Raw genomic sequence first — 12,059 nt, forward strand, 5'->3', positions numbered from 1 at the left:
CCCCGGCCTAGGCCGGGGCTTTTTTGTTGATGATTGCCAGGAACGCCTCGGCGGCCCGCGACCGGCCGTGCCTGCGGCTGATCGCATGCAGCGCAATCTGGGCGTTGGCGTCGCTCAAGGGGCGATAGCACACACCCTTGCGCTCCAGCGCACGGGTGCACGCCGGCACCACGGCCACGCCCTGGCCAGCGGCTACCAGGGCAATGATCGAGGTGCTCTGCTGCCCGCAGGGGCCGCGTTGCAGTGTCAGCCCCGCTTCGGCGAACAGCGTCTCGATGGTCAGGTTCAGGCCGGTGCCGTGCTGCTCGGGGTACAGGATCACCGGGCGTGCCTGTAGCTGCGCCAGGCTGATCTCGCACAGCGCACTGAGCGGGTCGCTGCTGGGCAGGGCCAGCAGCAGCGGTTCGTGCTCAAGGGTGTCGGTGTGCAGCGAGGCGTACTCGCTCGGCGGCGGCAGGCGGCTCAGGCCGATGTCCAGCGTGCCGTCGCGCACGTGCGCCCACTGGCCCATCGATGGCTCTTCGATCAGGTTCAGCTGCACCTCGGGGAAGGCCTGGGCAAAGCGCTGGATGGCCTGGGTGAACCGGTCGCTCAGCGCTACCGAGCTGGCATAGCCCAGGCTCAGGTGCCCGGCCATGCCGCTGGCCAGCTTGGCGGCCATGGCCTCGGCCAGCGTCAGTTGTTCGATCACCTTGCGTGCATACGGCACGAACGCCTGGCCTTCGGCGGTAAGGCTGACAGTGCGGCTGCTGCGCTCGAACAGGGTGAAGCCCAGTTGCGCTTCCAGCGCCGAGATCTGCCGGGTCAGCGCCGGCTGCGCCAGGTGCAGCGCCAGGGCGGCGCGGCCGAAATGCAGGGCCTGGGCCACGGCGAGGAAGTAGCGCAGTTTTCGTACGTCGAGCATGGTGCACCTTGAGGTATCGATCGGTCCGAAATCGGTATTGGTCCGGGGCAGGTCGGGCGCCGTATAAAGGGCGCCGGTCACTTTAACGAGTTTTGCCATGCAGGCGCCTTCTTCGGCTGCGCGGGCCGCGATGTTCCTGTGCGGTTGCGCGGCGTTTCTTCCCTTGTATGCCACCCAGGGCATCCTCGCTGAACTGGCACGGCTGTTCGCCGTGGACATCGCCCAGGCCAGCTGGAGCCTGACCAGCACCACCCTGGCGGTGGCCCTCACCGCGCCCTGGGTCGGCCACCTGGCACGGCGCTGGCCGCCGGTGACGCTGATCACGGTGGCCGCATTGCTGCTGGCCACGCCGGTGCTGCTGATGGCCACGGTCGGCAGCTTCAGCGAACTGCTGGCCTGGCGCGCCGTGCAGGGCATGCTGATCCCGGTGATCTTCGCCTGCAGCGTGGCCTTGATCGGCGAGCGCTGGCAGGGCGCGAGCGTCAGCGAGGTGACCAGCCTGTATGTGGCCGGGACCATTCTGGGCGGCTTTGCCGGGCGCTTCGTGGTGGCGCTGGTGACGCAGTACTGGGGCTGGCGCGAGGCGTTCGAGGTGCTGGCGGTGCTGGTACTGGTGACGGGGCTGGGGATTCGTCTGTTGCTGGTATCCACGCCGGTGGCCGTGCCCGTGGCGAGCGTGCGCGCGCGATTCGGCTGGCCGTTGTGGTCGGCGTGTGGCGTGGGGTTCTGCGTGCTGTTCTCGCAGGTGGCGACGTTCACCTATGTGGGGCTGCACCTGGGCCAGGCGCCGTTCGCGTTGGGCCCGGCGGCGCTGGGTTCGATCTATGCGGTGTTCCTGCTGGCGCTGGTGGTCACGCCGATTGCCGGCCGGCTGGCCAGGGCGCGTCCACCGTTGCATCTGTTGATGGTCGCTGGCGCAGTCGGCGCGCTGGGGATCGGCCTGACCCTGGTGCCCACCTTGTGGGTGATCGTGCTGGGCCTGGCATTGAGCTCGACCGGGGTATTTCTGGCGCAGGCTGCAGCCAACACCTTTATCGCGCGCACCGCCGGGCACGACAAGGCCGGGGCGATCGGGCGCTACCTGACCTGTTACTACCTGGGCGGCAGCGCGGGCGCGCTGGTGCCGGCGATGGTGTGGCAGCCGTGGGGCTGGAGTGGGTGCGTGGCGCTGATCCTGGCGGTTCAGGGGGTGTTCATGCTGGTTGGGCGGGCAGGCTGGCGGTGAGCGGACGGGCCTCTTCGCTGGCAAGCCAGCTCCCACAGGGTTGTGTGAGCGCCGCGCAACCCTGTGGGAGCTGGCTTGCCAGCGAAGGCATTAGTCCAGCCAGTACAGATCCCAACTCCGCCAGATCCATACCTGCCCACGCAGACCGACGTGCTAAAAAAGCGCATCCATCGGCGGACTCTCCATGACAAAAACCACCACCCCGCATTTCGGCCTGCTGTGCCTGGCCAGCTACCTGCTGTCGCTGTCCTACGGCTCGACCTTCCTGCTTTCGCTGCTGGTCACCAGCCGCGGCGGCAACGAACAGGACGCCGGCAGCATCATTTCCATCGCCATGCTCAGCACCGTGGTTGCCGTGCTCGGCAGCGGCCACCTGGCCGACTGGCTCGGCACCGCCCGTGCCATCGCCCATTCGGCACTGTGCCTGATCGGCGCCTGCCTGGGCTTTGCGCTGGTGCCCGGCGTCGACGTCACCCTGTGGCTGTGCGGCCTGCTGCTGGGCCTGGGCTGGGGTGCGTTCTATACCCTGGGGCCGATCCTGGTGGCGGCACTGGTCGAGCCGGCGCGCCGCACCCACTGCTTTGCGCTGCTGTCGGGCAGCATGATGAGCGGCATCGGCTGCGGCCCGCTGGCGGGCAAGCTGGCCAGCCTGCTGCACCTGCCGGTGGAAACCGCGTTCTACATCGCAGCCCTCGCGTCGGGCGCAGGCGTGCTGCTGTTTGCCTGGCTGGCCCGCCAGCACCGTGCCCACGCCAGCAGCGCACGCATCAGTGGCCCGGCGGTGCTTGAGGTACTGCGCTCGCCTGCTCGCTGGCCGATCCTGATGGTCGGGCTGGGCGGTGCGGTGTTCGGCGGCCTGGGCAGCTTCCAGACCAGCTACGCCGCCAGCCGCGGCCTGGATTACTCGCTGTTCTTCGTCGGCTTCATGCTCGCCGCCATCGGTTGCCGCCTGCTGATCGCCGGCTGGGTGGTCAAGCGCGACGCCTACCGTACCTCGTGCCTGCTCACCGCGCTGATGGTGCTGGCAGTGATCGCGCTGGGCTGGTGGGTGCAGGGCAGCATCAGCTACCTGCTGGCCGCGGCACTGCTGGGGGTGGGCTACGGGCTGAACTACTCGGTGATCAATGGCCTGGCCGCCAGCGAGGCGCCCGCCGGCTTCACGCCGCAGGCACTGCTGTTGTTCAGCCTGGGGTATTTTTTCGGTGTGTTCGGTTTTCCGCTGCTGGCCGGCACCCTGATCGTGCAGGGCGGTGCCCACGCCTTGCTGCTCAGTGTGCTGGCCGTGGCGCTGCTCAACTGGCTGGTCAGCGTGGGCCGGCTGCTCGGGCGCTGGAAGGCCCGAGCCGTGTCACAGGCCTACTGATCCGGCGCGATGGCGAACATCAGCTGGCCTTCCTGGACATACACCAGCGCTTCGCGGCCATTGATCTCCACCGGGCGTGCTGACACTGCCTCGTGCTCGGGCACGACCTTGGACAGTACCTTGGTCAGCAGGTCGACGCGCCAGATGCAGGCAAAGCCGCCGCTGTTGTCGAAGTACAGCACCGGGCGCACTTGGCTCCAGGTCGGGTTGACCAGGCTCCAGCCGCCGGCGTCGCGATCCATCACCGTCTCGTAGCTCGGCCCGTCCTTGATCCCCTGATAGCCCAGGCGCAGCCCGTTGTTCTCGATGTTCAGGGTTTCCAGCACACGGGCCTTGGCAAAGCGCTCGGTATTGGAGTGCGCGAAGTACCCCTGGGTGGTCGGCTGCGGGGGCTGCTTGCTGCCGATGAGGTAGACGTAGGAATCCTGCAGTTCGCCCTCGCCGCGCTGGCGGTAGTAGAACGCGCCATTCTGAACCCCGGCATAGCGCTCGCCCTGGTCGTTCAAGCCGCTGCGGCTCCAGCCGGCGAAGCGCACGTTGCGCGCGATCACATGCCAGCCCGGGCGGTTGTCGACGTACTCCAGCAAGGTGCCGGTGGTGGCCCGCATGTAATGGCTGTCCTGAACGTAGTATTCCCCGTCCGGGGCGCCCGAGACATACACATACGCGTGCAGCACCCCGTCCTTGACGGTCACGTCGATCAGTTGCGCCATCGACTCCTCGGTCATGTCGACGAACGTGCCCAGGGGGAAGCGCTGCCACGGTGCATCCTCGACCTTTTCGTACAGCGCGCCCTTGGGCAGCGGCGCCAGGAGGCCGGGCGCGGTGGGTGTAGGCGGCGGCAGCGGTGTCAGCCGGCGGATCTGCGCGTCGTACGCCACTTCCAGGCACGCCGGCGTGGTGCACACATTGCGCACCTCCTTGAGCCAGGTGGTTTCCAGCTCGCGGAAGATCTTCTGCGTCTTGAGCGGGGTGTACAGCGCGTTGAGCTGGTCGTCCTTGGCTGACAGCGAGGGCGTGTCGCAGATGGCATTTTCCAGGATGGTGCGCGCCTTGGCGCAGTCGAAACCGGCGGCCATGGCCGTCGGCGCCTGCAGGGCGAGGGTCAGCAATGCGCTGGAGAACAGCAGGGCGGCGAGCTTCATCGGGCGTCCTTGAATGATTTACTGATCGGGTGAAAGGGCGAACATCAGTTGGTCGTGCTCGATGTACACGATGGCCTCGCGGCCTTGCAGCTCCACCGCCAGCGGCTGGCCGGCAATGTGCTCGGGCACGATCTTGGACAGCACCTTGGTGGCCAGGTCGACGCGCCAGATACACGCCATGGAACTGCTGTTCTCGAAGTACAGCACCGGGCGCCGTTCGCTCCAGGCCAGGTCCGACAGGTTCCAGCTGCCGCTTTCAGGGTCGAGCACCGTTTCGCTGGCAGGCCGTGGCAGGGCATTCTCGTATCTCAGGCGCAGGCCGCCGTTTTCGTCATTCATGCTGCCCAGCACCCGCGCCTTGGCAAAGCGCAACGCACCGGATTGGGCGTGGTACAGCGTGGTGCTCGGCTGCGGTGGTTGCCGGCTGCCGAGGGGATAGGCCATGGCCTGCTGCAGTTCGCCGTCGGTGCGCTGGCGGTAGTAGAACGTGCCGTTCTGGATACCGGCGTAGCGCTCGCCCTGGTCCATCATTTCACTGATACGCCACCCGGCGAAGCGCACATTGCGGGCGATCACGTGCAAGCCAGGGCGGTTGTCGGCGTACTCCAGCAGCACCCCCGAGGACGGCTGCACCGAGGTGTTGTCCTGGTTGTAGCCGGGGCCGTCGGCAGCGTTTGCCACGTAGATCAGTGCGTACAGCACGCCGTCCTTGGTACCCACATCGATCAACTGCGCCAGCGAATCCGGGAACATGTCCGGTACCGCCGCCAGCGCGAAGCGCGGCCAAGGCTCGTTCTCCACGGTGGTGTAGCTATGGCCTTCGGGCAGTGGCACCACGTCGCGCAGCCCGAGCACCGGCGGTGCTGGCTGCGGCGTCAGTTTGTGGATCTGCAGGTCGTAGGCGGCTTCCAGGCAGTCGTTGGTCAGGCAGCGGTCGCGCACGTCCTGCATCCAGGTGGCTTCCAGCTCGCGGAAGATCCGGTTGCCCATCAGCGGCTTGTACAGCGCGTTGAGCTGGTCGTCCTTGGCCGACAGCGACGGTGTGTTGCACACCGACTTTTCGATCAGGGTGCGTGCCTTGCTGCAATCGAAACCGGCGGCCATCACGGCCGGGGTGTGCAGGGCAAGGGCGAGCAGGGTGCTGGGGGCCAGCAGGGTGAGCAGGCGGGCGGCGGTGTGCATTGGACGTCCATGTGGGCTGGGGCAGGGTGCGGATGATACGTGAGCGGCCCGGGCGGCGGAACGGGGTAGCGCTAGAGTTGCTGCCCATCCAGTATCAGTGCTACACCTGTGCCGATATTTTTCGGCCAAGGGATAGCGCCTATGCAACAGATACGTGGGGTGTGCTGTGCGCTGCTGCCTGCGCTGTTGCTGCTGCAAGGTTGCGTGCCGCGTTCGGTGATCGTGCATGACGGGCTCGACACCACGGTACTCGACCCGCAGACGCAGCAGCCGCTGGCGGGCGTGGCCATCCTCGATGGGGGCACGTGGGTGGCGCAAAGCGACGCCCAGGGGCGCGTGCAACTGGCGCCCGAGCGCACCCTCAAGCTGGTGCCGTTGATGGGCGAGGCCAACATCATGCTCAGCCTGCTGGCCTGCAAGGACGGCTATGCACCGCTACCGGTGGCGACGCGCGGTGGCTGGAATGCCGACTACGGGCAAAGCCAGGTGCACCGCGAGGTCATCTACCTGCAACGCGCCAGTGGCACGCCCTCACACGCCTGCCCCGGGCCACTCAAATGAGCGCCAGCACCTCAGGGTAGTCTGCAAACCAGAACCGCACGGCGTCCTTGTCCAGGCCGTACTCGCCCAACCAGAAATCGACCGGGTAGCTCCAGTCCGATGAGCGCGATTTGCTCGGCGCCAGGCCGACGTTGGTGAAGTGCTCGAACAAACCCTTGTGCTCGGGCGTTTGCAGAATGCCGGCATGCCCCAGCAGGTCCAGCAGCGCCTTGGCCTCTTCCACCGACATTTTCAGGCCTGGCAAGGCCCGGACCTTTTTCACCAACTGCGTCGGTGTCTCGGTCGCGGGTACGCTCTGGATGAGTTTGAACAGCGCGATCAGGTTGTTCAGGGTGGTGACCGCCAGCGCAGGGGCCGCATTGTGCTCCTGCAGAAAGAACGCGATCTGCACAGGGTCGCCGCCCAGCACTGCACCGCAGCCGTAGCGGATCGCGTTGAGGAAGGCGAAATGCACATCGTCGTCTTGCTGGGCCGAGCAGATGGCGCAGGTGAAGTCATTCTCCGAGACGTAGTCGTGGGCCGGGAAGTGCAGGGCGAAGGCATACGCCGACAAGGCCGCACGCAGGTGCGCGGCATGGGTCTCCAGCCCCACGATGAAGTGCCTCACCACCTTGGCCTTGTCGACCTTGGCGGCTTCGGCGAGTAGCCAGGCCACGCTGGGGTCGTGCTGCATTTCAACCACGGCGGTGCTCAGCCCCGCGTCGTGCATCAGCGCAAGGTCATCTGCGTCATGCGCGTCGTCATTGGGGTCGTAGTTTTTCAGGGCCTTGATCAGCCTGGCCGGTGTGTCGTTCATGGTCATCCCTTGCAGGTCTTGGTTTTCGTGGCGCTGGCTGGCGCCCCCTTGTGCGCCAGCACCGGTAGCGCACTGACTTTCTTGACGCCCTGGTTACTCAGGAACTTGCCGGCGGCCTTGATGCGCTTCCTGCCCTCGGCCTTCAGCGCCTTCAGGTCGGAAATGCCGTGAATCTTGTTGCCACGCACATTCGGACTCTTGCGTCCCAGCAAGGGTTTTTCGCGGATGCCGGCGTTCTCGATACCGCGCGCCACGTCCTTGGCGGTGTACCTGGGCGTGACCTGGTTGATCCGGTCGGTGTCGCCAAAGCGTACGCCATCCTTGCCCTTGGTCTTCTGGTGGCGCCTGATCACATCATCCAGTGACTGCTTGTCCGAGGCCCGGCCGTGATAATAGGCCTTGCCGCTCTTGTCGGTCAGGATGTAGTTCCAGTCCAGGCCGTGGGGGTCGATCCAGGTGATCGGGTTCGGCGAATACTGATAGAGGTTGACCCCTCCCAGCAAGCCAATGGGGTCGGGTTGGGTAAAGCGCCCGATGTCCGGGTCGTAGAAACGGAACGTGTTGTAGTGCAGCCCGGTCTCGCGGTCCAGGTACTGGCCCTGCAGGCGCAGGTTCTGCTCCTCGACGAAATGCGCCTCGCGCACCTCCTGCACGCTGTTGCCCCACACCTGATAGCGGGCCTGCCACAGCACGTCGCCATTCGCTTCGGTCAGCTGTTCGGGCAGGCCGTTGAGGTCGTTGTGGTAATAGCGAACCTGTTGCTGCGCTGCGCTGCCATCGACCCGTGCCAGTGGCTCATAGTCGTTTTCCAGGTACAGGTAGAGGCTGCACTGGGCATGCCGCTGCTCGTGCAGCAGGCGCAGCCCGTCCCAGATGAACCGGGTCTGCTCGAGCAGTTGCCCGCTGTCGTCGTATTCGCTTTTGTGCGTGCGCCGGCCCAGCGGGTCATAGTGCATGCGCACCACGCGCTCGCGGCCGCCGTGCAGGCTGCGTACCTCGACCAGGCGATGCTCGGCGTCGTAGGCAAACTGCTGTACCCCGCGCCGGCTGCTGCGCTTTTCGATCAGGCGGCCAAAGCCGTCGTAGCGGTAGCGCTTGTCCTGATAGGTCAGCAGGCGATTGTGGCGAACCCACCCGGCGGCGGCATTCGTCGTGTCGAGCAGGTTGGCGGCGGCATCGTAATGAAACGCCTCGCTCAGGCCCTGGCCGCTGTCCTGGCTGGCCATGATCCGCCCGCTGGCGTCGTAGTGCAGCAGTTGCCGGTGCTGCGCGCCCGGTTGCTGGTTGAAGCGTCCGATCAGTTGGTCGGCAGGGTCGAACTCGAACCGTTGCTGGACCGGTGCCGGCAGTTGCGTCGGCAGCCCCTGCGGCCGGCGCAGGCGTGCGCGCAGCCGCCCGCTGCGGTCGTACTCGCTACGTGTTGCCAGTTGGCCCTGGGTACGCAGCACCTCGCGGTGCAACTGATCGCGTTCGAAGTCGCAGATCACCCGGCCATCAAGGTTCAGCTGGTGCAAGTGACCGCTGCCGTAATACAGCCGATTGAGCCTGCGCCCGTCGGGCAGCAGGCTCTGGTACAGGTTGCCGATTTCATCGTAGTGGTGCTTCAGGCTCCCCGCCGCACTCTGCTCTTCGAGCAACTGGCCGATGGCGTCGTAGCTGAAGGCCAGTCGCTCGACGTTGCCCGCCGTGTCGGTAAAGGTGATTGTGGTCACCTGGTCGAGTGGATCAAGGCGGTAATCGGTGCGCCCGTCATCCGTGAGTTTGGCCACCAGGCGCGCGCCGTCGTCGTACAGGTAATGCTGTACCTGAGGCGCCAGGGGCGGGCCGTCGGCGTGCGGCGCCGGCAGCAGTTCAAGCCGGCTGACCGTATCCAGAGCGCTGAAGTGATAGCGCGTGGCGCTGCCATCGAGGTTGTGCTGCTCCACCAGCCGGTCGACGTTGTCCCAGACGAAGCGATAGCTTTCGCCGTTCTCGTTGGTCAGTTCCAGCAGCCGGCCGTAGGCGTCGTAGCGGTAGTGCAGGGTTCGGCCCTGGGCATCGACCTGCTCGCGCAGCTTGCCACGCCGGTCATACACGTAGCGGCGGGTGTGCCCGGCCGGATCGGTATGGGTGGCCAGGTTGCCGGCCGCATCGAACTGGTAGTGCTCGCTGCGACCGTCTGCCAGCACGCTCCGCACCAGGCGGCCCTGCCGGTCATGCTGGTACTCGATGCGTTCGCCCGTGGCGTCGATTTCGGCCTGCAGGTGGCCGCGTCGGTCGTAGCTGAAGTGTGTGCTGTGGCCCGAGCAGTCGACATGCTCGGCGAGCTGGCCGAACGCGTTCCAGCGCAGCTGATTGCGCTTGCCGGCGGCGTCGATGCTTTCCACGCGCAAGCCCTGCGCGTCGTAGCGGTAACGGGTGGGGTGGCCGAGCGGGTCGGTCTCGCTGATGCAGTTGCCGCGCCGGTCGTAGCGAAAGCGCCAGTGCTGGCCGTTGCTGTCGGTGTGCAGGCGCGGTAGCGACCAGTGCTCCAGCCACTGGGTCGATTCACTGCGCCCCAGCGGGTCGGTGCTCTGGCAAAGGTTGCCAGACGCGTCATAGCTGAACTGCCACGCTCCACCCTGGGGGTCGGTGGCGCCCAGCAGTTGACGCTCGTCGTTCCACTCGAAGCGCCACGTCAGGCCCACGGCGTCGGTGTATTCGGTGATCTGGTACTGGCTGTTCCAGCGCCGCGTGGAGGTGCGTTGCAGGCCATCGGTGACGCGGGTGATGCCAGCCTCGATGTCGTAGTCGAGGCGGTACTCGTCGCCTTCGTCGGTCCAGTGGCGTACCACGCGCCAGTCGTCGTCGGTCAGGGCCCACGCGTAAAAGCAGCGCATGCCACCGGGCAACTGGTGCTCGACCATGCGCCGCTGCTGGTCGTAGGCAAAGCGGCGCTGCAACTGGTCGTCGCCGTCACGCACTTCGGCCAGCACGCCGTTGCCGTCATGGCTATAGCTCACCAGCCGCTCGGTGCTGCCATCGGGGTACAGCCGGTCCACGCTGGCAACCCGGCCCGGCCATTGCGCGCTGTAGTGCAGTTGGACCTGCACATGGTCGAAGGTGTCGCGCAGACGCCGCAGCTGGCCGCCGCTGTCGTAGTCCAGGTACAGGCGGTTGTCGTTGCGGTCACCCAACTGCGCCAGGCGCAGCCGCGTCGGGTTGGCGGGGGTCGGCTGGAACAGGCGGTACAGGCCGTCGGTGCTTTCGATCAGCAGTTCGCCGTTGTGCTCGCGACGGATGCTCAGGCCCTCGCCGGCGCTGAACAGCGCGTCACCCGGCGGGATGTCGCCCATGTCGATGATCCGCGCCTGTTCATCGGTGTACAGCAGGCGCTCGCCGCCATCGGGGTGGGCCTGGATCTGCACGAACACTTCGTAGCTGATGCTCCAGCCGGCACCGAACAGGCCGTCGTCGCGTTCGTCGCGGCTGCTGTAGAAGCGCTGCCAGTCCATCTGCACCACCGAAGGCAGGCTGAAATCGAGCTCTTCATCGCCGCTCAGCACCTTGGCCCCGGTGGGGCTGTGTACCGGGTTCGGCGAGCCGGCAATGGCCGAGGTCAATGCGCCACTGACCTGGCTGCTGACCACATTGGTCAGGCCGCCGATGGCCATGCAACCCAGCTTGCTGTAGAGCTTGCCGCCGCGCCCGCGCAGCAGCATCAGCGCGGTGATCGCCAGGCCGATGCCCGGCGTCTTGCCACTGCGAATCTCGCGCACCACGATGGTCTTGCCACCGATGCGCACGTTCGACGAAATCAACCCGGCATCCACGATCACCGCCTCGCAGGTACTGCGGTCGCCGCTGCGTGCAGCCGGGTGGCCGTTGATGGTGACCTGGCTCGACCCTTCGGCCAGGTATTGCTCGGGCATCGGCGGGTGTTTGGCGCACAGCACCTTGTCGTCGTCGGCCGGCTCGGTGTTGGGTGCCGGGCTGGCCACGGTGGGGCGCCACAGCTGCGAGAAGAAACCCTTGGCCATGTCGAGGAAGCGTTCTTGCTCCTGCTCGCCCGCCGCCCCTTCGGCGCCACCTTCTGCCGCGCCGCTGGGCGCGGTGAGGGTGCCCGCCGCACGGGCTGCCGGGATGCCGTTGGTGTGGGTGTTGCGCGAGCCGCTGAGGATGTTGGCCTGCACCGTGGGCGGCGAGAGGAAGTTGCCCACGCTCTCGCAGAACCGGCTCAGGCCGGTGTCGGCCCCGGTCTTGGCCATGGCCACCCCCACGACCAGCCCGACGACCGCGCCCAACACGAAACAGCCCAGGCCACCGGTGGCCACGGTGATCCCCAGCGCAGCGCCGACGGCGGCCACGGCCACTGCGCCGATGATGACGTTGGCCGCCACCTCCAGCACGCCGCCGATGATGTCGGCGAGCATCGTGGTGTGCATCAGCGCATCGCCCTGGCGGGCAGCCCAGAAAGCGTCAGACATGGGCCCGGCTCACGGCTCGAACTGCAGGGTGTGCTTGATCTGCGCCCAGTGCGCGGCCTCGGCCGCGCCCAGCGGCTGCGCCTTGACGTAGCTCAGGGCGAACATCTTGCGCGTGCCCGGCAACACCAGCGCCAGCTGGTACTGGTAGACCCTTTCGGTGCCCTTGCTGAACTGGCTGCTCAGCTCGATGCCGTCGATGGCCTGCGCCGCGCCCAGGCTGACCGGCTGGGGTGGCTGAAAACGCAGGTCCTTGACCTGCTTCTTCAGGCGTTCGAGCTGGCCTTCGAAGTTGCTCTGCAGGGTCTCGCCCTCGGCCAGCAGGCTGCGGCTGACGATCAGCGAGGTGCCCAGCGCGTCGAAGCGCAGGATGTTGATCGAGGTGTCCTGCACGCTTGCGTCGGGCAGGTCGAACTGGAACTCGTTGATGCGATAGGTCAT

9 protein-coding genes are annotated in these 12,059 nt (G+C 66.6%); 3 read left to right on the plus strand and 6 right to left on the minus strand.

All coding sequences use genetic code 11. The features are described 5' to 3' along the window. Window positions 1–7 precede the first annotated feature (7 nt). Window positions 8–904, minus strand: coding sequence for a LysR family transcriptional regulator (locus tag KUO17_RS22170; RefSeq protein ID WP_217977711.1), 897 nt, complete (start codon window positions 902–904; stop codon window positions 8–10). Window positions 905–1,001: 97 nt separating this feature from the next. Between KUO17_RS22170 and KUO17_RS22175 the strand changes: the two genes are divergently transcribed. Continuing rightward, a complete protein-coding gene (locus KUO17_RS22175) occupies window positions 1,002–2,129 on the plus strand; it encodes an MFS transporter (RefSeq protein ID WP_217977712.1) in 1,128 nt (375 codons plus the stop codon). Window positions 2,130–2,313: 184 nt separating this feature from the next. Continuing rightward, window positions 2,314–3,492: an MFS transporter gene (locus KUO17_RS22180; RefSeq protein ID WP_217977713.1), complete on the plus strand. Its 1,179-nt coding sequence runs from the start codon at window positions 2,314–2,316 to the stop codon at window positions 3,490–3,492. Here KUO17_RS22180 and KUO17_RS22185 read toward each other — a convergent pair. Further along, on the minus strand, window positions 3,486–4,637 hold the full coding sequence (locus KUO17_RS22185) for a lysozyme inhibitor LprI family protein (RefSeq protein WP_217977714.1): 1,152 nt from the start codon (window positions 4,635–4,637) through the stop codon (window positions 3,486–3,488). The two genes, KUO17_RS22180 and KUO17_RS22185, sit on opposite strands and share 7 nt — an antisense overlap. 18 nt (window positions 4,638–4,655) lie before the next feature. Then, a complete protein-coding gene (locus KUO17_RS22190) occupies window positions 4,656–5,819 on the minus strand; it encodes a lysozyme inhibitor LprI family protein (RefSeq protein ID WP_217977716.1) in 1,164 nt (387 codons plus the stop codon). Window positions 5,820–5,960: 141 nt separating this feature from the next. Here KUO17_RS22190 and KUO17_RS22195 point away from each other — a divergent pair, with 141 nt between their 5' ends. Continuing rightward, window positions 5,961–6,380, plus strand: coding sequence for a hypothetical protein (locus KUO17_RS22195; RefSeq protein WP_217977717.1), 420 nt, complete (start codon window positions 5,961–5,963; stop codon window positions 6,378–6,380). Here KUO17_RS22195 and KUO17_RS22200 read toward each other — a convergent pair. Genes KUO17_RS22200 through KUO17_RS22210 form a run of 3 tightly spaced genes read right to left on the minus strand, consistent with a single transcriptional unit; the run spans window position 6,373 to window position 12,059 of the window. Beyond that, the gene (locus tag KUO17_RS22200) at window positions 6,373–7,176 is read right to left on the minus strand and encodes a hypothetical protein (RefSeq protein WP_217977718.1); all 804 of its coding nucleotides are present in this window, start codon (window positions 7,174–7,176) and stop codon (window positions 6,373–6,375) included. The two genes, KUO17_RS22195 and KUO17_RS22200, sit on opposite strands and share 8 nt — an antisense overlap. Window positions 7,177–7,178: 2 nt before the next feature. Then, on the minus strand, window positions 7,179–11,621 hold the full coding sequence (locus KUO17_RS22205; RefSeq protein ID WP_217977720.1) for an RHS repeat-associated core domain-containing protein: 4,443 nt from the start codon (window positions 11,619–11,621) through the stop codon (window positions 7,179–7,181). 9 nt (window positions 11,622–11,630) lie between these two features. Further along, the gene (locus KUO17_RS22210; RefSeq protein WP_217977721.1) at window positions 11,631–12,059 is read right to left on the minus strand and encodes a DcrB-related protein; all 429 of its coding nucleotides are present in this window, start codon (window positions 12,057–12,059) and stop codon (window positions 11,631–11,633) included.

This window comes from Pseudomonas aegrilactucae, assembly GCF_019168305.1.
Lineage (GTDB): Bacteria > Pseudomonadota > Gammaproteobacteria > Pseudomonadales > Pseudomonadaceae > Aquipseudomonas > Aquipseudomonas aegrilactucae.

Excerpts from the sequence above, each read along its gene's own strand:
- KUO17_RS22170 (WP_217977711.1), bottom strand. The coding sequence starts at position 904 with ATGCTCGACGTACGAAAACTGCGCTACTTCCTCGCCGTGGCCCAGGCC.
- KUO17_RS22175 (WP_217977712.1), top strand. The coding sequence starts at position 1,002 with ATGCAGGCGCCTTCTTCGGCTGCGCGGGCCGCGATGTTCCTGTGCGGT.
- KUO17_RS22180 (WP_217977713.1), top strand. The coding sequence starts at position 2,314 with ATGACAAAAACCACCACCCCGCATTTCGGCCTGCTGTGCCTGGCCAGC.
- KUO17_RS22185 (WP_217977714.1), bottom strand. The coding sequence starts at position 4,637 with ATGAAGCTCGCCGCCCTGCTGTTCTCCAGCGCATTGCTGACCCTCGCC.
- KUO17_RS22190 (WP_217977716.1), bottom strand. The coding sequence starts at position 5,819 with ATGCACACCGCCGCCCGCCTGCTCACCCTGCTGGCCCCCAGCACCCTG.
- KUO17_RS22195 (WP_217977717.1), top strand. The coding sequence starts at position 5,961 with ATGCAACAGATACGTGGGGTGTGCTGTGCGCTGCTGCCTGCGCTGTTG.
- KUO17_RS22200 (WP_217977718.1), bottom strand. The coding sequence starts at position 7,176 with ATGAACGACACACCGGCCAGGCTGATCAAGGCCCTGAAAAACTACGAC.
- KUO17_RS22205 (WP_217977720.1), bottom strand. The coding sequence starts at position 11,621 with ATGTCTGACGCTTTCTGGGCTGCCCGCCAGGGCGATGCGCTGATGCAC.
- KUO17_RS22210 (WP_217977721.1), bottom strand. The coding sequence starts at position 12,059 with ATGACCTATCGCATCAACGAGTTCCAGTTCGACCTGCCCGACGCAAGC.